This window comes from Kitasatospora sp. NPDC059973 (assembly GCF_042737525.1).
GTDB lineage: Bacteria > Actinomycetota > Actinomycetes > Streptomycetales > Streptomycetaceae > Kitasatospora.
Window position 1 is genome coordinate 17,862 of sequence record NZ_JBHWUI010000058.1, and the last position, 19,987, is coordinate 37,848.

The 19,987-nt window shown below is 73.0% G+C and carries 16 protein-coding genes and 1 pseudogene; 9 read left to right on the forward strand and 8 right to left on the reverse strand.

The annotated features are described in order from the left end of the window. Positions 1-16 precede the first annotated feature (16 nt). The gene (locus ACFWA9_RS17770) at positions 17-373 is read left to right on the forward strand and encodes a hypothetical protein (RefSeq protein WP_329486504.1); all 357 of its coding nucleotides are present in this window, start codon (positions 17-19) and stop codon (positions 371-373) included. A 109-nt stretch (positions 374-482) separates the two neighbouring features. On the opposite strand, the gene ACFWA9_RS17775 is transcribed toward ACFWA9_RS17770, so the two are convergent. The 3 genes from ACFWA9_RS17775 to ACFWA9_RS17785 all read right to left on the reverse strand — a co-directional run bounded on the left by ACFWA9_RS17775 (position 483) and on the right by ACFWA9_RS17785 (position 2,929). Further along, entirely contained in the window at positions 483-1,145 is a 663-nt protein-coding gene (locus tag ACFWA9_RS17775; protein ID WP_380388112.1) for a vitamin K epoxide reductase family protein, read from the reverse strand. 64 nt (positions 1,146-1,209) lie between these two features. Continuing rightward, the gene (locus ACFWA9_RS17780; protein WP_380388114.1) at positions 1,210-2,037 is read right to left on the reverse strand and encodes a DsbA family protein; all 828 of its coding nucleotides are present in this window, start codon (positions 2,035-2,037) and stop codon (positions 1,210-1,212) included. 214 nt (positions 2,038-2,251) lie between these two features. Next, positions 2,252-2,929, reverse strand: coding sequence for a hypothetical protein (locus tag ACFWA9_RS17785; RefSeq protein WP_380388116.1), 678 nt, complete (start codon positions 2,927-2,929; stop codon positions 2,252-2,254). Positions 2,930-3,467: 538 nt separating this feature from the next. Between ACFWA9_RS17785 and ACFWA9_RS17790 the strand changes: the two genes are divergently transcribed. From ACFWA9_RS17790 to ACFWA9_RS17800, 3 genes are all read left to right on the forward strand, one after another. Further along, positions 3,468-3,863: a hypothetical protein gene (locus tag ACFWA9_RS17790; protein WP_380388118.1), complete on the forward strand. Its 396-nt coding sequence runs from the start codon at positions 3,468-3,470 to the stop codon at positions 3,861-3,863. Beyond that, a complete protein-coding gene (locus ACFWA9_RS17795; RefSeq protein ID WP_380388120.1) occupies positions 3,860-4,246 on the forward strand; it encodes a hypothetical protein in 387 nt (128 codons plus the stop codon). Before ACFWA9_RS17790 ends, ACFWA9_RS17795 begins: the two co-directional genes overlap by 4 nt. 147 nt (positions 4,247-4,393) lie before the next feature. Further along, positions 4,394-4,702: a hypothetical protein gene (locus tag ACFWA9_RS17800; protein WP_380388121.1), complete on the forward strand. Its 309-nt coding sequence runs from the start codon at positions 4,394-4,396 to the stop codon at positions 4,700-4,702. 96 nt (positions 4,703-4,798) lie between these two features. On the opposite strand, the gene ACFWA9_RS17805 is transcribed toward ACFWA9_RS17800, so the two are convergent. Beyond that, positions 4,799-6,202 carry an MFS transporter gene (locus ACFWA9_RS17805; RefSeq protein ID WP_329486496.1) on the reverse strand — a complete coding sequence of 468 codons (1,404 nt, stop codon included), beginning with the start codon at positions 6,200-6,202 and terminating at the stop codon, positions 4,799-4,801. Positions 6,203-6,766: 564 nt separating this feature from the next. Here ACFWA9_RS17805 and car point away from each other — a divergent pair. From car to ACFWA9_RS17820, 3 genes and pseudogenes are all read left to right on the forward strand, one after another. Next, positions 6,767-10,207, forward strand: a pseudogene (gene car, locus ACFWA9_RS17810) (carboxylic acid reductase); the annotation flags it as partial. 98 nt (positions 10,208-10,305) lie between these two features. Then, a complete protein-coding gene (locus ACFWA9_RS17815; RefSeq protein ID WP_380388123.1) occupies positions 10,306-11,016 on the forward strand; it encodes an SAM-dependent methyltransferase in 711 nt (236 codons plus the stop codon). Positions 11,017-11,522: 506 nt separating this feature from the next. Continuing rightward, positions 11,523-12,236: a ScbR family autoregulator-binding transcription factor gene (locus tag ACFWA9_RS17820; protein ID WP_380388125.1), complete on the forward strand. Its 714-nt coding sequence runs from the start codon at positions 11,523-11,525 to the stop codon at positions 12,234-12,236. A gap of 65 nt (positions 12,237-12,301) precedes the next feature. Here the strand turns inward: ACFWA9_RS17820 and ACFWA9_RS17825 are convergent, their stop codons facing one another. From ACFWA9_RS17825 to ACFWA9_RS17835, 3 genes are all read right to left on the reverse strand, one after another. After that, complete coding sequence (locus ACFWA9_RS17825; protein WP_380388127.1) at positions 12,302-13,735, reverse strand: transposase; 1,434 nt, start codon at positions 13,733-13,735, stop codon at positions 12,302-12,304. A gap of 529 nt (positions 13,736-14,264) precedes the next feature. Then, positions 14,265-15,422 (reverse strand): IS701 family transposase, encoded by a 1,158-nt coding sequence (locus ACFWA9_RS17830; protein WP_380388129.1) that lies wholly within the window; start codon positions 15,420-15,422, stop codon positions 14,265-14,267. Positions 15,423-15,664: 242 nt separating this feature from the next. Next, a complete protein-coding gene (locus ACFWA9_RS17835) occupies positions 15,665-16,318 on the reverse strand; it encodes a ScbR family autoregulator-binding transcription factor (protein ID WP_380388131.1) in 654 nt (217 codons plus the stop codon). Between the two features lie 133 nt (positions 16,319-16,451). Between ACFWA9_RS17835 and ACFWA9_RS17840 the strand changes: the two genes are divergently transcribed. Then, entirely contained in the window at positions 16,452-17,354 is a 903-nt protein-coding gene (locus tag ACFWA9_RS17840; protein WP_380388132.1) for a ScbA/BarX family gamma-butyrolactone biosynthesis protein, read from the forward strand. A 30-nt stretch (positions 17,355-17,384) separates the two neighbouring features. Here the strand turns inward: ACFWA9_RS17840 and ACFWA9_RS17845 are convergent, their stop codons facing one another. Further along, positions 17,385-18,152: an SDR family NAD(P)-dependent oxidoreductase gene (locus ACFWA9_RS17845; RefSeq protein WP_380388134.1), complete on the reverse strand. Its 768-nt coding sequence runs from the start codon at positions 18,150-18,152 to the stop codon at positions 17,385-17,387. Positions 18,153-18,683: 531 nt separating this feature from the next. Between ACFWA9_RS17845 and ACFWA9_RS17850 the strand changes: the two genes are divergently transcribed. Continuing rightward, on the forward strand, positions 18,684-19,898 hold the full coding sequence (locus ACFWA9_RS17850) for a 3-deoxy-7-phosphoheptulonate synthase (protein WP_352288785.1): 1,215 nt from the start codon (positions 18,684-18,686) through the stop codon (positions 19,896-19,898). Positions 19,899-19,987 lie beyond the last annotated feature (89 nt).

Genomic DNA, 19,987 nt, shown 5'->3' on the forward strand with positions numbered 1-19,987 from the left:
CAGTGGGAGCACCGGAATGAAGTCCTACATCGACAGTGAGATCCGTCAGCTGGCGACCCAGCCGAACTTCGTCGACGACCAGTCGGAGAAGGAGTGCCCGGTCTGCCGGAAGGTCGCGGTGCGCAGCTACGTCTACGAGGGCAGCAGGGCGGGCCGCCCGGTGCTGTTCTGGCGGACGTGGTGCCACGCGTGCCGCCGGATGTGCAGCTCCGTCGGCGTCAAGCCGAAGAAGCTCGCGTTCGACGACCCGTTCGCCCGGATGACCGCGGACGAGCGGCGCGTGGTCTCCGCCGATTCCGACGGCTTCTTCGAGCGCCTCGACCAGCTGTGGCGCAAGGGGACGCTTCCCCAGCGGTTCCACCGCGCCTCCTGAGCGCGGGCCCCCGCCCGGGGGCCGGCACCCGACGTCGGCCTCCAGGACCCCCCACGGGTCCTGGAGGCCGACGTCGTTCCCGGGGCGGGGGCGTTCTCCGGGGCGGGCGTCAGAGCAGGGTGCTCCAGTAGGACCAGAACCGGTTGAGGACCAGCAGGGCGATCACCGCGGCCCACAGCACCGGCAGGGCCCAGTGGTAGCGGGCGGCCTCGCGGACCACCGGTCGCAGCCGGGGGCCGACGGGTATCACCCCGGAGCGCAGGTTGTGCAGCGTGGTGTACCAGCAGAGCGGCACCACCGTGGCCCAGACCACCACGCAGTACGGGCAGAGCGCGCCGATGTCGTACAGCGCCTGGTCGATCAGCCAGTGCACGAAGACCACGCCGGCCAGGGTGCCGGCCTGCAGGGCCAGCCAGAACCAGCGCCGGTAGGCGGCGCCGGCCAGTAGCCCGGCGCCGACCGCGGCGACGGCACCGAAGGCGGCCAGGCCGAGCAGCGGGTTCGGGAAGCCGAAGACCTCCGCCTGCTCGGTGCGCATCACCGACCCGCAGCTGATCACCGGGTTGATGTTGCAACTGGGGACGTAGGACGGGTTCTCCAGGATGCGGAGCTTGTCGAAGGTCAGGACGGCCGAGGCGGCGAGGCCGAGGAGTCCGCCGAGGAACACGAACAGGGCGAACGCCCGGCCGGCGCCGATCGGCGTGCCGTGCGGCGGGGAGGAGGCGGCGGCGGAGCGGGAGCGGGGCGGGTTCACGGCAGTCGGGGCGGTCATCGCGGAGCACTCCGGTGGGTGTGAAGGGCCGGCCCGGCCGGGTGGTCGGCCGGGCCGGTGGTGCTCACTGCAAGCCCGCGGCCTGCTTCACCTGGGCGGTGAACTGCTCCGGCGTGGTGGCGCGGTTCCCGCTGAACAGGGTGATCGGCTTGCCGTCCAGCTTGACCGTCGGCGTGCCCGTCACCCCGCTGTCGTTGAAGGCCTCCGCGACCTTCTTCGCCCACGGGGCGTAGGTGCGGTCGGTCACCGCCTTGACGAAGGCGTCCGTCTTCAGACCGGGCACCTGGCCGGCCAGGTCCAGCAGGTGGTTGACGTCGCCGAAGCCGTCCTCGCGCTCGTCGGGCTGGTTGGCGTACAGCACGTCGTGGAACTGCTTGAACTTGTCGACGCCCTCGTTGAGCGCCGCGCCGACGGCGGCGAGCGCGGTGCGCGAGCCCTTGCCGCCGAGGTTCTTGTCGAGGAACGCCGCCAGGTGGTACTCCACCCTGACGGTGCCGTCGTCCGCCAGCTTCCTGACGGTGTCGCCGTTGGTCGCCTCGAAGCTCTTGCAGACCGGGCAGCGGAAGTCCTCGAACACCTGGAGGGTGTGGGCGGCGTCCGGCTTGCCGTACACGATCACGGTGCCGTCGGGGCCGGAGGTGTTGGCCGGGACGACCAGCGCGGTCGGGTCGGCGGCGGCGGACGCGCTGGACGAGTCGTCACCGCCCGCCGCGTTGATCGCCAGCGCGGTACCGCCGGCCAGGGCGAGGACGGCGACGATCGAGACACCGACGACGATCCGCTGCCGGCGCTTGGCGGCGGCGCGCTCGCGCAGCTGCGCCTCCTGGATCCGCTCGCGGGCGCTGACGCGCTGGGACTGCTGACGGGCGGGCTTTTCGGTGGGCTGGGCCATGGTGGGTCAACTCCTGGACACGGCGCGCGACATGCGCTTCCTGGGTGGCCGCCTCGGCGCGGCACGGAAGGCCGCGGGCACGAGGGGGCCGGGTCGGTGGGCTCGGGAGTCGGCGCGCTGCCTGCGGGCGCCGGGCGGTGGCCCGGGGCCGGTCCGGCCGGCGGGGTCCGCGGGCCGGGAGCCCTACGGACCGGCGCGAAGCCGGACGGGGGTGTCAGCAGGCAGGCGCGAAGGCCGGCGGACCGCGTCGCGGCGCCGGGCTGAGCACCACGGCCTCGCGGAGCGGCCGGGGGCGGTCCGAGACCGGCAGCGGCACCCGCCGCACCGGCCGCAGCGGTACCGGCGCCAGCAGCAGGAGCAGCGCCCGCAGCGGGGCCGCGACCGCGTGGCGCAGGGCGCGCAGCGCCCGGGCCAGACCGGAGAGGGCGGCGTCGCCCAGCCGCAGCCAGACGGCGGCGGCCAGCGCGACCAGCAGATGGGCCAGCAGGACCAGCAGCTGGGTGGCGGCGGGCGCGACCGGCCCGGTGTGCCCCAGAGGCCCCGAGAACAGCGAGCCGTCCACCGAACCGCCGCCGCAGACCAGCAGGTTCATCCCGCGGGCGGGGGCGTGTCCGGCGCCCAGGACCGGGCCGCAGCCGGCCTGGCCCAGGTTGAAGGTGGTGTTGAGCAGCAGCTCGACCGGGACCAGCACGGCCGAGATGTGCAGCAGCCGCCGCTCCCGGCCGGCCAGCGCGGTCGCGACCAGGAAGACGACGACGGTCGCGGCGGCGACCAGGGCGAGCGGCAGCGGACGACCGGTGATGACGACCTGGCCCAGCGCGGACAGCGGCACGGCGAGCGCGGTGAACACCGCGGCCCGCAGGGCCCTGGTCGCAGGGGTGGAAGTCGTCATGCCCCGGAGTATGCCACGACGCTTACACGCCGCACGAGGGTGCGTCGGCGGGTGAGCGGTGACCGGCGAACAGATGGCCCGTCATCGGTCGTTCGTTTGCGGTACGGGGGTGGTGGGTTCACCGGTGGGATGGGTTTGGGTGCCGGAGCCGGGGTGAGCGGGCGTCAGGGGCTGCCGCCGGAGGGGGCGGCGCTCCGACAATCGGGCGATGGACCACGCCACCGGCGCGGCGCACCCGCGTCCGCCCGCCGCCGCCGAGGCGCACCCTCCGGTGCAGGGGCCGCCCCGGCCGTCGGCGCCGGTGCCGGCCCCTCCCGCCCTCGTGCCCGCTCCGCTGCCCTGGCTCCCTTCGCCCCCCTCGCCGCCACCGTTCTGGCCTCCGGCGCTCCCCGTGCCGCCGGTGCCGCCCGTGCCGCCCGTGCCGCCGTTCAGCCACCTGCCGCCGATCCACTGTCCGGTACCGGGGCACCCGCCTTCGCCCACGCCTTCGCCCGCGCCGTCGGCTCCGGGATCCGCCCAGCCCGTGCCGCCGGCCCCGATGGCAGCCACGCCGATGCCGGCCGCCCCGATGTCGGCCACCCCGACGCCGCCCGCCCCGACCCGGTCCGCCGTGCCCGGGCCGGCGGCCGCGGAGACCGCCGCCGCGCAGCACCCGGCGGTCGCCCCGGCGACCGTGGCCACCGTCACCCCGACCCCGTGGCCGGTTCCCACCCCGGCTCCCGCCCCGCCTCCCGCCCCGGTCCTCGCCCCGCCCCCGAGCCCGTCCGCGACGGTCGCGGTCGTCGCCGCGCCCCCGCCCCCGGCCGGCGGGCCCGCGCCGCCCGCCCTCGAACCGACCGTCTGGGCCACCGTCATGATCCTCGCCGTGCTGGTCCCGGCCGCGCTGGCCGCGGTCCTCGGCCACCACCCCCCGACCTCCAGGAGCCGCAGGTGAACCCTGGCCCCCTGCTCAGCGCCGTCGCGGCCGTGACGGTCGCGATGACCGCCCTCGCCGTCGCCCACCGGCTGCGCCCCGCCCTCCCCGAGGGCGAGGAGCCGCCCGAGCCGCACCCCGCCCTGGCCAGCATCGGCTCCGGGCTGCTCTCGGGGTTCATCCTGCTCACCGGCTTCCTGGTGGCCACCGGCTGGGCCGCCCGCTCCACCGGGGTAGTCCCGCCCGGCGGCCTCTACATCGCCGACCTGGCCGCGGGCACCGCCGTCCTGCTCTTCCCCTCGCTGTCCGGGCTGCCCTTCACTGCGCGGCACGCCACCGCGGTCTGCTTCTTCGCCGCGCTCGTCGGCTACACGATGTCGCTGGCGGTCCAACTGAGGCCCTGAGTCCGGTTCGGCCGGTTCCCGCCGCCGGCGGGCCCGGGCTCCGGGCCCGTCCGGGGTCCGCGGGCCAGCCTGGAAGGCGTCCCGCCGACCCCGAGGTGAAGGTGTGTACGCGCATGGCCGCACACGACACGACCGGCGGGTGCGGTGGTGCTCGACCGGATCGGGGTGCGGGCCGCGGTGCTCGCCGGGCTGGACGGCGCCGTCCGGGCGGCCGGGCCGGACGCGGTGGTGGCCGCGGCGGCGCTCCGGGAGCGGGCGGCCGGGTCCGGCGACGTGTTCGGGTACGGAGTGCTGTACGGGCTGGAGTTGGCGGCCACGGCCGCCGCGGCGGCGCGCGCGGCGCTCCCGGCGGTGGGCGCGGGCGTCCGGCCGGGAGCCGACGCGGTTCGGCTGACGGATCGTCATGGAGCGGCTGCTCGGCCGGGTTTCCGTCGCCGACCGGGCAACCGCCTTTGACCGGGTTCCCTCACCGACCGGTCGACCGTCCGGTAGGGGCAGGCCGGAGCGTCCGGCGCGGCGGTCACCGGAGCTCCGGCCCGCCGCGCCGGTCGGTCACTTCTGACGGTTCGTCAACTGCGCCATCAGGGTGAGGACGGCGAAGCCGAGGATGACCGCGAGGCCGGGGTAGAACATCGACAGCTCGGTGCCGGGCATGATGACCGCGGTCACGACGGCGAGGCCGAAGGCGCCGCCGACCTGCAGCGAACTGTTGAGCAGGCCGGCGGCGAGCCCCTGCTCCTCGTCCGCGACGCCGTTGGTGCCCGCGACCATGAGCGTCGCGATGCTGAGCGCGAAGCCCACGCCCCACAGCACGGAGGCGGGCAACAGCACGCGCCAGAGGTCGGGTTCGGGGCCGATGAAGAGCATCAGCAGGTAGCAGGGGAGGAAGGCGACCAGCCCCACCATCAGGATCTTGGTCACGCCGAACCGCTCCATCAGCGCGCCGAGCTTGGGGCCGATGATGACCACCATCAGGCCGGCCGGCAGCAGGACCAGGGCCATCTGCCACGGCCGCCAGCCCTGGAGGTCCTGGAGGTAGAGGGCGAGCAGGAACTGGAAGCCCATCGCGCCGCCGTACAGCAGGGCGATGCTGACGTTGGCGCTCACCAGGCTGCGGTTGCGGAAGATGGCGAGCCGGATCAACGGCTCCTTCACGCTGCGCTCGATCACCAGGAAGGCGGCCAACAGGGCGGCGGACAGGGCGAATCCGCCGATCGTCCGCACCGAGCCCCAGCCGGCCTCGGCGGCGGAGACCACGGTGAAGACCAGCAGGAGGGTCCCGGCGAGCAGGGTCGCGGCGCCGCCGATGTCGAGTCGCGGCCGTTCGGTGCGCGGCGGGTCCGGCGGCAGGAAGCGCAGGGCGCCGATCAGCAGCAGCACGGAGAGCGGGATCGGCAGGATGAAGATGGACCGCCAGCTCAGGCCCGCGAGCAGGCCCCCGACCAGCAGGCCGGAGGAGTAGCCGGACGCCTCGAAGACGTTGAAGATGCCGAACGCCTTGTTGCGCTGGGGCCCTTCGGGGAACGTCGTGGTCAGCAGCGACATCGCGGCCGGGGCGGCGAAGCCCGCCGCCATGCCCTTGACGAAGCGCGAGACGATCAGCAGGACCGAGCTGTCGGCGAGCGCGCCGAACAGCGAGACGACCGCGAACGCGGCCATCGCGATCACCAGCACCCGGCGTCGGCCGAACAGGTCGGCGACCCGCCCGCCCAGCAGCAGGAAGCTGCCGAAGGCCAGGATGTAGGCGCCGACCAGCCACTGGGCGGTGGCCGCGGTCATCCCGAGCTCGTTCTGGATCTCGGGGATGGTCACCACGATCATCGAGATGTCGAGCCCGTCGAGCAGGATCACGCCGCTGAAGATCAGCAGCGACACCCATAACCGTGCCGACCAGCGCAGGGAGTCCTGCTGGACCTCCGGTGCTGCCGTCTCGGACGGCGCCTCGGGTGCTGCCAAGGCGTCGCCTCCCGTCCGGTGTTCACTCGGAGCCGAGCTGCCTGACATGGGCACATCCCTCCCACTAGAATGATCTTGAGCGCGCGCAATCCGCGTCCGCGATAATTGTCTACGCGCTATATTGCATAAGCTTGATGCTGCCCTAAGTAACCAGACCTGCGCAAGGCGAACACGGCAAGCGTGTCAACTACGGCTCTCCGGGCCCGGTCGGCGGCCATGGACGGCGGTCATCGACGGCGGCGCGCGGCCGGCTCGTTCGACCGCGTCGCATGCGCCCGCTCCGCGGTGCGGCGCACCGGCGGTTCCCGCCGGCCGACCCGGTTCGACGGCAACAAGACCGCAGGCGAAGGACTTTGTGCGGGCCCGGGAGAACTCGGCGTACGGGTCCCGGCAAACGGCCGACCTGACAGATCGTCGTTCGTTTGTTCAGGAACCCGGTTCGGCTCTGGTTAGCATCGGGGCACGAACTCGGAGCAATGGACGGAGCGTCCGGGAGACGAGTGTGCCGTCGTCGGCGTGCAGGCCGACCAGCACCGGTCCTTCGAATAACAGCCACGGCAGTCTGCCGGCGATGCGATGCGGAGACCCAGAATGCGGCTTGCGCAAACGTTAGCAAAAGTCATGCAGCGCCACACGGACCGGCCCGCAATCGGTGAACGCGCGAAGGAGTTCGTGCGGGACGCCGACACCGGCCGCGTTTCGCTCCGCCTCCTGGCGCACTACGAAACGACCAGTTACAGCGAACTCTGGGGGCGGGTCCGCGCGGTGGCCGCGGAATGGCACCGGCACCCGGAGCATCCGCTGGAGCCGGGCGAGCGGATCGCCCTGCTCGGCTTCGCCAGCGGCGACTACGCGGTGGTCGACCTCGCCTGCAACTACCTCGGCGTGGTCAGCGTCCCGCTGCAGACCAGCGCCCCGCTGGCGCAACTCGCCTCGATCGTCGAGGAGACCGAGCCCTTCATCGTCGCGGCGAGCATCGAGCGGCTGCACGTCGCGGTCGAACTCCTGCTGGCGAACCCGTCGGCTCGCCGGCTGGTGGTCTTCGACTACCACCCGGACGTCACCGACCAGTTCGAGAAGTTCACCGCCGCGCGCGAGCGCCTCGCAGGGGCCGGCCGCGAGGTGGCGATCGACACCCTGGCGGACGTCGTCGGCCGCGGATCCGCGCTGCCCGACGCGCCGTTGTTCGTCCCCGAGGACGGCGACGACCCGCTGGCCATGCTGATCTACACCTCGGGCAGCACCGGAACGCCCAAGGGCGCGATGTACACCGACACGCTGCTGAGCGCGATGTGGGGCGGGGCCTGGTCGAAGCTGTTCTCCGACCTCCTCGCGATCAACATCAACTACATGCCGATGAGCCATGTCGCCGGCCACTCGTCGCTGAAGAACACCCTCGCCCGCAGCGGGATCAGCTACTTCACGGCCAGCAGCGACATGTCGACCTTCTTCGAGGACATCGCACTGGTCCGGCCCACCGAACTGTCGCTGGTGCCACGGGTCTGCGAGATGCTCTACCAGAAGTACCAGAGCGAGCTCGACCGGCGGGAGCTCGCCGGCGCCGACCGGCGGGCGGTCGAGGCCGAGGTCCTGGCCGAGCTGCGGGAGAACCTCCTGGGCGGCCGGCTCGCCTGGGCCAGCTGCGGCTCCGCTCCGCTCTCGGCCGAACTACGGGTCTTCGTCGAGGCGTTGCTGGGCTTCGAGCTGACCATCATCTACGGCTCCACCGAGGCCGCCGCCGTCTCCGTCGACGACAAGCTGCTCCGCCCGCCGGTGATCGACTACAAGCTGGCCGACGTGCCCGAACTCGGCTACTACCGGACCGACTCCCCGCACCCGCGGGGGGAGTTGCTGCTGAAGTCCGAGGCCGTCGTGCCCGGCTACTACAAGCAGCCCGAGCTGTCGGCGGAGATCATCGACGAGGAGGGCTACTACCGGACCGGCGACATCGTCGCGGAGCTCGGGCCGGACCGGTTCACCATCCTGGACCGCCGCAAGAGCGTGCTGAAGCTCTCCCAGGGCGAGTTCGTGGCGACCGCGCGGCTGGAGTCCGAGTTCGCGGCGAGCCCGCTGGTCCGGCAGATCTTCGTGTACGGCAACAGCGAGCGGTCCTATCTGCTGGCCGTGGTCGTGCCCACGCCGGCCGCCCTCGACCAGTTCGGCGACGACCGGGAACACCTCCGCCAGCTGCTGAGCGAATCGTTTCAGCAGATCGCCCGCGAGGCCGGACTGAACTCCTACGAGATCCCGCGCGACGTCCTGATCGAGGCCGAACCCTTCGACCAGGCGAACGGCCTGCTCTCGGACCACCGCAAGCTGCTGCGGCCCCGGCTCCAGGAGCGCTACGGCCGCGAACTGGAGGAGCTGTACGCCGACATAGCCGCCCGGGAGAGCCGGGAGCTGCTGGAGCTGCGCCGTACGGGCGCCGACCGGCCGGTGCTGGAGACGGTCCAGCGGGCCACCCGGGCGCTGCTCGCGGGCTCCACCGTCGAGGTCGGCCCCGCCGCGCGCTTCCGGGACGTCGGCGGGGACTCGCTGACCGCCGTCTCCTTCTCCAACCTGCTCCACGACATCTTCGGCGTACGGGTCCCCGTCGACACCGTCATCAGCCCCGCCCACGACCTGCGTCAACTGGCCGGCTACATCGAGACCAAGCGCGCGACGGGCCTGCGGGGGACCACCTTCGCCTCGGTGCACGGCGAGGACGGCACGCGGGTCCGCGCCGGGGACCTCACGCTGGACAAGTTCCTCGACGACCGGACCGTTGCCGACGCCCGGACCCTGCCGCGGCCCTCGGGCGAGCCCCGGACGGTGCTGCTGACCGGCGCGAGCGGCTACCTCGGCCACTTCCTCTGCCTGGAGTGGCTGGAGCGGCTGGCCCCGGTCGGCGGGACGGTGATCTGCGTGGTGCGCGGACGGGACGCGGACGCGGCCCGCGGGCGCCTCGACGAGGCCTTCGTCAGCGGCGACGAGGAACTGGTGCGCCGCTACCGGGAGCTGGCCGACGGGCACCTGGAAGTCCTGGCGGGCGACATCGCGGAGCCGCGGCTGGGCCTGGACGACACGACCTGGAAGCGGCTCTCCGAGGAGGTGGACGTGATCGTCCACGCCGGCGCCCTGGTGAACCACGTCCTCCCGTATCACCACCTGTTCGAGGCCAACGTCGTCGGCACGGCCGAGCTGATCCGGCTGGGGCTCACCGGCCGGATCAAGCCCTTCACCTACATCTCCAGCGTGGCCGTCGCCACCTCCCGGACCGGCGGGGCTCTGGACGAGGACTCGGACGTCAGGACCGCCCTCCCGGTGCAGCAGACCGACGAGGGCTACGCGGGCGGCTACGCGACCAGCAAGTGGGCCGGCGAGGTCCTGCTGCGCGAGGCGCACGACCGGTGCGGACTGCCGGTCACCACGTTCCGGTCCAACATGATCCTCGCGCACAGCCGTTACGCCGGGCAGCTGAACGTCCCGGACCAGTTCACCCGGCTGCTGCTCAGCGTGATCGCCACCGGCATCGCGCCGCACTCCTTCTACCGCACCGACGACCGGGGGAACCGCCGGCGGGCGCACTACGACGGCCTGCCGGTGGACTTCACCGCCGCCGCGGTGGTGGCCCTGGGCGGGCAGGGCACCGAGGGCTACCGGACCTTCAGCCTGGTCAACCCGAACGACGACGGGGTGTCGCTCGACAGCTTCGTGGACTGGCTGGCCGAGGCCGGGCACCGGATCGAGCGGGTGGCCGACTACGACGACTGGTTCGTCCGGTTCGAGGCCGCGATGCGGGCCCTGCCCGAGGGGCAGCGGCAGCACTCGGCGCTGCCGCTGGTCCACGCGTTCAAGCGGCCGGAGGAGGCGGTGCCCGGGTCGGTCATCCCCTCCGACCGGTTCCGGGCCGCCGTCCGGGCCGCCGGAATCGGACCGGCGCGGGACATCCCGCAGCTCTCGCCCGCCTTCATCGCCAAGTACGCCGCCGACCTGAAGCTGCTCGGCGAGCGCCTCGGCTGGTGAGACCCGCGGCCGTCGCCGCACCCCCCCGGCGGTGCCGGACGGCCCGCCGCGCGAACGACCCACCGCCCATCGGACATCGACCCCTGGAGCAGAGAACCATGGAACAGACATCCGCGAAGTTCGAGGAGCGCTACGATCTCGGGCGCCGTCTCGTCGAGCAGCTGGGCCCGGTCGAGACCGAGCCGACCACCTTCGAACTCCTCGGCCTGGAATGGGACTTGATCCCCGGCACCTACGAGCCGCGACCGGGCACCGGCACCGAGTGGTACACCGGCGCGATCCCCTACCCGGCCGGTGGCAGCTTCCTGGAGATCGGCTGCGGGGCCGGCGTCACCGCGGTCTGGGCGGCCCTGCACGGCTGTGCGCGGGTGACCGCCACCGACATCACCGACACCGCCGTCGCCAGTGCCGCCCGCAACGCCGCACGGCACGCCGTCGCCGACCGGGTCCGGGTGCTGCGCAGCGACGTGTTCGACGCGCTCGGACCCGAGGAGCGCTTCGACACCGTCTTCTGGAACTGCAGCGTCTTCGAGGCGCCGAAGGACTTCGAGTTCAAGCAGGACGTCGAGTGGGCGATCTTCGACCGCGGCTACAGCGCCCTCGGCCGCTACCTCGCCCAGGTGCACGACCGGGTGCTGCCCGGCGGCCGGGCCCTGGTCACCTTCAACAGCTTCGGTGACGCCGCCCGGATCGCCCAGCTCGCCGCCGAGGCGGGGAGCTCGCTGACGATGATGGGCAGCGCCGACCGGCAGCTGGCGGGCGTGGACGTCACCTACAAGCTCTTCGAGATCCGCCCGCTGGAGCGCTGACCGCAGGGAGCGCGCACACCGCCCGCGGCGCAACCCGTACACCCGGTCGCCCGGAGGGCCGGCCCGCATTCGTCGGGCCGGCCCTCCGGGCGGTTCCGCATGCGGCCCGGGGCAGTCGGGGGTGGCCCGGGGGCCGGAATGTTCCAGCGGCATGCGAATGCCGGGTGGATGCCGGAGCGGTCGAACGAAAGGGCGAGCAATTCGAGCCGCGACAGCGCTCCGGGCCATTACGTTCTGTACATGGAGGGTTGCGGGGGTGATAGAATCCGACCCGGTGCGTGTGAATGCGCGCATGCCGATCAGGCCGGGGGCGGCGGCCCCGGCGGTAATCTCCGGGTGCCGACCCAGGCCGATCCGGACCGGGCGCGATCCCCCCGGCGCGAGTGCTGTCGGGCACGATCCGGCCGGGCCGCGTAACGGCTACCGGAATCGACGCCTCCCTTGTCGCCCCGCGGCATGCTTCCGTGCGTTTCACCCGTCGCTCACCCCATTTCCGGAGCGCTCCCATGGCCAAGCAGAATCGTGCCGTCCGCACCCGGCAGGAACTGATCCGTTCTGCCGCGGAGATCTTCGCCCGATCCGGATTCGCGGAATCCTCCATTACCCAGATCTGTGTCCGGGCCGGTCTCAGCCACGGTGCGCTGCATTTCCACTTCGGGAACAAGCGAGCGCTCGGCGAGGCGGTCGAATCGGCCGCCGCGGAAACCCTGCTGCACATCACCGGGAACGTTCCACTGCGGCACCCCGTACCGCTCCAGCTGCTCGTCGACACCTCGCACCTGCTGGCCCGGCGGCTCTCCACCGACGCGGTGCTGCGGGCCGGGTTCTGCCTCGGCAGCGACGCCACCTGGCCGGGCGGCGCCGACCTGTGGCAGCAGTGGCAGGACTGGGTCCAGCTGATGCTGACGGTCGCCAGGGCCCGGGGCAGCCTGGCCGCCGACATCGTGCTCGACGACGCCGTGGCCGCGATCACGGCCGTCGTCGCCGGGCTGGAAGTACTCGGGCGGCGCGACCCCCGGTGGCACTCGCGTCAGGCGGTCACGCCGTTCTGGCGGTTGATGCTGCCGCAGCTCGCGACTGCGGAGGCGCGGGCCGGGATCGCCCCGGAGGGCAGCTGCGCGGAGCCGCCGGAGGGCGGCGAGCGGGCGGTCGGCGCGGAGTGGGGCGAGGCCGGCGGGCGGCGGGCGGCGCAGCCCTGCGACGCGCTGTCCTGCTGCTGACGGCCGGGGCCGGCGCCGCCCCCGCCGCTCGCCAGCCCGGCCGCCCCCGGCCGGTGGTGGTTCGCTCAGGCGGGCCGCTCGCGCCGGTCGGCGAGCGCGACGACCGCGTGGGCGGCCGAGGCCAGCGTGACGTGCCGGTGCCAGCCGCTGAAGGAGCGCCCGGTGAAGTCGCGGATGCCCACCCGGTCCGCGATCTCCGTGAAGTCCCGGTCGACCTTTCCGGTGAGCCGGCTGAGCCGGACCAGGGTGGCCGGTGGCACGGCGGTCAGGTTGGTCAGCCAGAGTTCCGCGGGCCAGTGCCCGCCCTCCTCACCGATGCCCAGCAGCAGGAGTTCACCACCCGGAGCACCCGGTATCGACGGCGCGGGCAGGCCGACCCGGACGGTGGCGGCCGGTACCGCCCGGGGGGCCGCCTGCGGACCGTGCTCCCGGCCGTGCTCCCGGCCGGGGACGAGCCGGCGCAGGTCCTTGGCCAGGCTCATGATGCGCAGCGCCGGCTGCGGCCTGCTCCCCGAGGCGGGCAGGGCCTGGTCCAGTACGGAGAGCCGGAGGTCGCCGCCGACCCGGGCGAGCAGCGGCACCCCGTGGGCGTGCAGCTTCCCGAAGATCGTCATGGCCTGTGACTCACCGATGTCGAGCACCACGGGCCGGACCGGCAGCCCCCAGCCCGTGGTGGTCTCCAGGCAGGCCTCGGTCACGCACTCGCCGAGGGTCTCCACCCCGGCCTCGTCCGGGATCGACACCTGACTGCGCCGCAGATCGTCCTTGAGCCAGGCCTCGGGCAGATGCAGGCGCCAGTTGACCGGGGTGCTCAGCTCCTCTGAGGCCGCCCAGACGCCGATGGCGTGCTGGGCGTTCAGCACCTGCCCGAGGGTCGGGAAGAAGTGCCGTTCGACGCCGACCGAGTGCTGCCCCGTCTTGGGGATGATCATCGGCTGCACCACCCACGCCTGGGGGGCCGCCGCACCGGCCAGGTAGTGGGCCAGCGCCCGGCGGATGGGGATCCAGTCCCAGGTCGAACTGCAGATGAAGTGGTGCAGGTTCTGCTCCGAGGCCGGCTTGCCGAGCAGCGCCGCGATGTTGCGGATCGACTTGCGCCCCTCGGTCTCCAGCAGTCCGCGCAGGTACTGCATGCCCTTGCGGCACTGGTCGCTGCGGGACAGCGAGGTGAACAGGATCGAGCACAGCTCGGTGAGCAGGACGTCGTGGGCGCCGGGCGGGAACGGTGTGCGGGGGTGCCGGGCCGGGCCCGGCCCGGACGGCTCGGCCGCCGCGGACGGCCCTTCGGGCGCGAGCCGGGCCGGGGAGGCGGTGCCGTGCGGACCGGCCGGCGCCGGGCACGGAGAGGCGGCCGCAGGCGGGATGGGGGCCGGGACGGGGGCCGGAACGGAAGAGGGGAATCCGGTGGGGCGCAGGGGGCGGGCGGAGGGCTTCGACCGGTCGTTGTCGCCGACCGGAGCCTGGGTGCGCCGTCGCTGTGCCAACGTCTGAGAGGTCAAGTCGTCTCCGTGGTCGTGGTGTTCGGGGGAGGCGCCGGACGGCGGCGGCGGGGCCCGGCCTCGCGGTGGCCGGGCGGATCGGGAGCATCGGGTCGGGTCGGGGCGGGTCAAGGTGGGTCGGGTCGGGTCAGGGCGGCGCGGGTCGGGGTGAGGGTCGGAAGCGGGACCGGCCGTCGCCGGGCCCTGCCGCGGGTGGGGGAGCGGCTTCCTGGCGGTGCGGCGCCCCTGTCCTCAGTGCGGGAGCCGACCGGTCCGCGCTCGATCAGGGGCGGGAGGCAAAGCCGCTGAGCGGACGCCCATCCTGTCCTGCGGGCACGGCCCGTGCTGGGCCCCGTCCGGAGCGCAGCCAGGGAAGTCCGGCAAAGGTGAACTCCACGTGTGCACACTCCTATTCGGTCTCCCGGGGCGGTCATGAACGTGCTCGTGCGCTGCTCCAGACAGTAAGGAGCGATCGGAGGCGATGCCATGGCATGAGGAGTGAGAGTGTCACATTACCGGACAGTAGTCCTGTGAAGCCGGAGCCGGTGGGTCAGCGTCCGGCCCGGCCGCCGGGCAGCAGCGGCCGCCGGTTCTCCAGGGTGGCGATCAGGTGGGCGACCGACGCCAGCGTGATGTGCCGGTGCCAGCCCGGGAACGACCGCCCGCCGAAGTCCCGTACCCCCACCCGCTCGGAGATCGCGGTGAAGTCCCGCAGGACGACGCCCGGCAGCCGGGTGAGCCGCAGCGCGGTGAGGACGGAGGGCGCGTCGGCGTTGGTGAGCCAGAGCCGCCGGCGCGGGCGCCCGGCCGGCCGCCACTCGCCGAGCAGCAGCATCCGCTCCCCGCGGGCCGGCGAGGTCACCACCGGGATCGCCACCGCGGTCGTCGGGCCGTCGCCCGGATTCACCTGCCGGCGCAGCCGGGGGAGCGACTCGGCGAGCTCGCCCACGGTGTGCTCCCGGCCGCTGTAGCTGGGCAGTTCGGTCCGGTCGAGCCAGAGCTGGGCCTGCGGGCCGACCCGCACCACGAACGCGACGCCCAGGGCCGCCAGGTGGCGGGCGACCGCCACGGCGTCCACCTCCCCGACGTCCACCACGACCGGCCCGCGCAGCACCCCGCCGATCTCCCGGATGTCGGCCACCGCGGCCCGGACGCAGTCCTCGATGGTGGCGACCGCGGCGTCGGCGGGAACGCTCGCCCGTTGCCGCAGCGGATCGGTCAGCCAGCGGTCGGAGAGCCGCAGCTGCCAGTCGACGGGGACGGCGCAGTGTCCGGAGGCCAGCCAGGCCCCCACCGCGTGCTGGCCGTTGACGATCCGTCCGAGCGGCAGCAGTTGCTGGTCGATGCCGACCGAATGGGAGCCGGCCTTGGGTATCAGGATCGGTCTGATCACCCAGGCCTGCGGTGCCAGGGCCCGCTGCACCTCGCGGGCCAGGGCGTGCCGCACCGGCGTCCAGTCCCAGGGCGACGCGCTGATGAAGTGGTGGACGCTCTGCTGCGCCGCGGCGCCGTCGAACTGCGCCGCGATGCCGCGCAGGGTCTTGCGCCCCTCCAGAGCGAGCAGGCCGCGGACGTACTGCTCGGCCTTGAGCCGCTGGCCGCTGCGCCGCAGCGAGCCGAACAACTGGGCGCTGAGCTCGGGGTCGAGGGCCGTGTCGGCGGCCGGTTCGCCGTCCGTCGCGCCGACGGATCCGTGCAGGTGCCGCATGGTTGATCCCCCCGTGGTCCGCCACCCCAGCCGACCGGACGGACCGCCGCCCCGCATCGGCGTCGTCCGGGTCGGACTCCCAAAAGAGGACTGCTGTCCTGTTCTCATTTATACAGGCCGGCGCGGACGGTGGCTGCCCCGTCGTGCCGCGTGGGCGCGGGAATCGCAGGTGCGAATTCCGTGCCGGCCGGCCGGCACGGTCGGCGGGGCGAGGGTGGTCGGGCGGTGGTCCGGACGGCCGGTCAGTCGACGGGGGACGGCGCCCCGGCCCGGTCGGCCTCCTCCAGGAGGCGCTTCGCGCGGTAGGGGGAGGAGTCCAGCCTGGCCAGCACGCCGGCGCTGGCGACATTGGGGAGGACGAGTGCGAACAGGTTCGAGATCTCCTGGGAGAGGGTCCGCTCCGGCAGGGTCTCGGTGATCAGCTGGACCCCGGTCCACGCCCCCACGAACAGCCGGGCGGTCTCGGCCGGGTCGACGTGCGCGAGCAGTTCGCCGCGCTCCTTCGCCTCGGTCAGCAGTCCCTGCCCCACCTCGATCCAGTCGGGCCAGCGGGTGCCGAACAGGCCGCGGGACTTGACGTCCACGGACAGCCGGATCGCGGCGCTCAGCATCGGCTCCCGGGGCAGCCGGTGGGCGAGCAGCAGGGCGAGGTCCACCCACTCCTGCAGCTTGAAGGCCTGCGGGGCCAGCCCCTCCATGGTCACCGCCTCGGCCAGCACGCCGCGGGCGAGCTGTTCCTTGGTGGTGAAGTGGAAGTAGAGGCCACCGCGGGTGAGTTGGATGCGCTCGATGAGGCCGCCGATGGTGGTGGCGTCGTACCCGAGCTCGTTGAACATCTCGGCCGCGGCCTCCAGGATCAGCCGGCGGGTATGGATCGCGCGCTCCTGCCTTGACACTTTATGCCTCCACTGCATTCTCTTTACCATTGCTTGAACTAGACTTGCTCATGGTTCGAAACCGACCGGAGAGCCGGTACTTGAATAGCACAGTCCACTGAGCTGTGCCGACCCGTCAGACCAAGGGGGGGCCTTGCAAGACGTCACGCTCGCACCACGTTCATCCACTCCTTCGCCTGCTCTCGTAGGCGCCTACGCGCATCTGCGGCGGGGCACGTCCGTCCTGGTCACCGGCTGGGAGCGGCTGGGGGCCGACGAGTTCGGGGTCGGCGTCCGGTGGCCGACCGTGCAGGTGGGTCTGCCGTACGACCCGCGGATACTCGCCCAGACCATCCGGCAGAGCGGCCTGGTCGTCGCGCACGCCGAGTACGGCGTCCCGCTGACCCATCAGACCGTGTTGAGCACCCTGGACTACACGATCGACCCGGACTTCCGCGTGCCACGCGGCCGGAGCGCCAGACTGGACGTGCGGGTCACGGTGGCGGGCGCCGTGCGGAACCGACGGTCCGTCAGCTCTCTGCGGATGGGCATCCTGATCCGCTGCGACGGCGTCGTGGCGGCCCGGGCGGACTCCGAGTTCGGCTGGATCTCGCCCGCGGCCTACCGGCGGGTGCGGGGAGACGGCCTCGGGGTCGGCTGGGGCGCCTGGCCGTTACCGGAGCCGATAGCCGCCGACCTCGTGGCCCGGCCGCGCGCCACCGACGTCGCCCTCGCGCCGGGCGACCGGCCGCACCGGTGGCTGCTGCGCAACGACATCGACAACCACCTGCTCTTCGACCATCCCGTCGACCACGTCCCGGGGCTGGCCCTGCTGGAGGCCGCGGCCCAGGCCGCGCAGGCCCTCCGGGGCCGGTCGTCCTTCCTGCCCCTGCGAGTCGCCACCAGCTTCCGGCGGTACGTGGAGTTCGACCGGCCGTGCTGGATCGAGGCGGAGGAGACACCGGCCGGCCACCCCGCCCGGTGCGCCGTCCGGGTCACGGGCACGCAGGGCGGGGAGCCGGCCTTCCGGGTCGAGTTCAACGGTCTGCGGCGGTGACGGTGCCACCGCCGGGTGGCCGGGGGTGGCTCACCGGTTGACGAAGCCGCCGTCCACCGGCAGGACGGTACCGGTCAGGAACGGGCAGCGGTCGCTCAGCAGCCAGGCCGCCGCCTCCGCGATCTCCTCCGGAGCCGCCGTACGCCCCTGCGGCGTCAGCGAGTTGGCCAGATCCTCCAGGCCGGGATTGCGGCCGAACCAGTCGGCCGTGATCTCGGTGCGGGTGGTTCCGGGGGCGACCGCGTTCACCCGGATGCCCTGCTTGGCGTACTCGTCGGCGGCGGCCCTGGTGAAGCCGATGACCGCGTGCTTCGAGGCGATGTAGGGGGCGGCGGCGGGGATCGACACCAGGCCGCCCACACTGCTGTTGTTGACGATGGTGCCGCCGCCGGATTGTTCCAGCATCGCCGTTATCTCGTACCGCAGGCAGTTGAAGACGCCGCGCACATTGGTGTCCATGACGGTGTCGTAGACGTCGTCCGACATCAGGTGCAGCGGGGTGCGGTCACCGCCGATCCCCGCATTGTTGAAGGCCGAGTCGAGCCGCCCGTATTCGGCCACGGCGAACTCGACCGCCCTCGCGGCATCTCGGGCGACGGATACGTCGCCGACCACGTACGCGGCGCGGGCTCCCTTTTCGCGTAGTTCGGCGGTCAGTGCGGCCAGGCGTTCTTCCCGGCGGGCGGTGAGCACCACGGTGGCGCCCTCCCGGGCGAACACGTGGGCCGCCGCGGCGCCGATGCCGCTGCTCGCGCCGGTGATGAGGACGATTCTGCCGGAGAGGAGGTCGCTGTTCATGGCCCGAAGTCTCGCAGGCCCCCGTCCGGACGTCACCAGGTCGGCCTGTCGTCCTGCTGTCACGATGATTTGACGGCGATTCAGTTCGTCGAGCTGGCTTCGGAGCCCCGTCGAACCGGTGCGCCCGCCGGTGGTGCTACGTGCCCGCAGCGACCTGATGGACTATTCGGCACCTGACGGAGTAGCGGTCACCTGACGAAGTGCCGGTCACCTGACGAAGTGCGATGACGAACGTTGGCCGGCACTCCGTTCTGTTCCATGATTTGGACGGTGGCGGAGGCCGCCGACGGTTCGGCGCCCACCGTCGCGATGCGGCGGTCCGGCCCGACCTCTGCGCCCACCGCCCCCGTGTTCCATCGACGTTCACCCAGGACGAACGAGAAGTTCCCCGGTCCCGCCGACGGTGCGGCGACCGCGCCCCCGGGCCTGTGTGGATTCGAATTCCGGCTCCGTTGACAGCCGCGCACGACGCTCGCCTGCTCGGCCGTGGGGCGACCGCGCCCATCGCCCGTTCGCGATTTGGAGAAATCGGTGGAAAGTACTCTGCTCGATATCCGACTGGAAAGCGCGTTGCAGCAACCACCGTGGGAGGACACCGCGCTGGTCCGCCAGGTGCGGAAGGAACTGGCGACCCGCCCCGCACTGGTCGAGGCGGAGGACGTCCGTACCCTGCGCGCGCTGCTGGCCCGGGTCGCCGCGGGCGAAGCCCACGTGGTGCAGGCGGGCGACTGCGCGGAGGACCCGGCCGAGTGCACCCCCGGCTACGTGGCCCGCAAGGTCGGCGTGCTCGACCTGCTCGCGGGCGCGCTCCAACTGGACACCTGCAAGCCGGTGATCCGCGCCGGCCGGATCGCCGGACAGTTCGCCAAGCCCCGCTCCCACCCCACCGAGCGGGTCGGGAACGTCGAACTGCCGGTCTACCGGGGGCACATGGTCAACAGTCCGGAGCCCGACCCGGAGCTGCGGCGCCCCGACCCGTTGAGGCTGCTGACGGGCTACCAGACCGCCTACGACGTCATGGGACACCTGGGCTGGCGCAGCCGCGGCGGGCCCCTCTCCATCGGGACGCCCGTCTGGACGAGCCACGAGGCACTGCTGCTCGACTACGAAGTCCCCCTGCTGCGCCGGGACGACGAGGGGCGGCTGCTGCTCGCCTCCACCCACTGGCCGTGGATCGGCGAGCGGACCAGGCAGGTCGACGGCGCCCATGTCACCCTGCTCGCCGAGGTGATGAACCCGGTGGCCTGCAAGGTCGGTCCCACCATGACGGTTGACGACCTGCTGGCCCTGTGCGAGCGGCTCGACCCCCGGCGCGAGCCGGGCCGGCTCACCCTGATCGCCCGGATGGGGGCCGAGGCGGTGGCCGGGCGGCTGCCCGTCCTCGTCGAGGCGGTGAAGGCCGCGGGCCACCCGGTGATCTGGCTCACCGACCCGATGCACGGCAACACCGTCAGCACGCCGGACGGCCTCAAGACCCGGTTCGTGCGGGAGATCTCCCGCGAGGTGCGGGAGTTCCAGCACGCCGTCCGCAACGCCGGCGGCACGGCGGGCGGGCTCCACCTGGAGACCACTCCCGACGACGTGACCGAATGCGTCCAGAGCGAAGCCCGGATCGACGAGGTCGGGGCCAAGTACACGAGCTTCTGCGACCCCCGGCTCAACCCGGGCCAGGCCCTCTCCGTGGTCTCGGCCTGGTGGCTGACCGGCCGGTCGACCCCGGTGGGCGCCGCCGCGGCCCAGGGCTGAGCCCACCCGCCGCCCAGGCGCCGCGTACCCGCGGCGCCACCGTGCCCCGGTCCGGCACCGCCGACGCCACCGCCCCCGGCGGCCGCGGC

Bases quoted from the DNA above. Each gene is read 5' to 3' on its own strand.
- ACFWA9_RS17785 (WP_380388116.1), bottom strand. From the start codon at position 2,929: ATGACGACTTCCACCCCTGCGACCAGGGCCCTGCGGGCCGCGGTGTTC.
- ACFWA9_RS17815 (WP_380388123.1), top strand. From the start codon at position 10,306: ATGGAACAGACATCCGCGAAGTTCGAGGAGCGCTACGATCTCGGGCGC.
- ACFWA9_RS17845 (WP_380388134.1), bottom strand. From the start codon at position 18,152: ATGAACAGCGACCTCCTCTCCGGCAGAATCGTCCTCATCACCGGCGCG.
- ACFWA9_RS17780 (WP_380388114.1), bottom strand. From the start codon at position 2,037: ATGGCCCAGCCCACCGAAAAGCCCGCCCGTCAGCAGTCCCAGCGCGTC.
- ACFWA9_RS17775 (WP_380388112.1), bottom strand. From the start codon at position 1,145: ATGACCGCCCCGACTGCCGTGAACCCGCCCCGCTCCCGCTCCGCCGCC.
- ACFWA9_RS17820 (WP_380388125.1), top strand. From the start codon at position 11,523: ATGGCCAAGCAGAATCGTGCCGTCCGCACCCGGCAGGAACTGATCCGT.
- ACFWA9_RS17790 (WP_380388118.1), top strand. From the start codon at position 3,468: ATGGCAGCCACGCCGATGCCGGCCGCCCCGATGTCGGCCACCCCGACG.
- ACFWA9_RS17830 (WP_380388129.1), bottom strand. From the start codon at position 15,422: ATGCGGCACCTGCACGGATCCGTCGGCGCGACGGACGGCGAACCGGCC.
- ACFWA9_RS17770 (WP_329486504.1), top strand. From the start codon at position 17: ATGAAGTCCTACATCGACAGTGAGATCCGTCAGCTGGCGACCCAGCCG.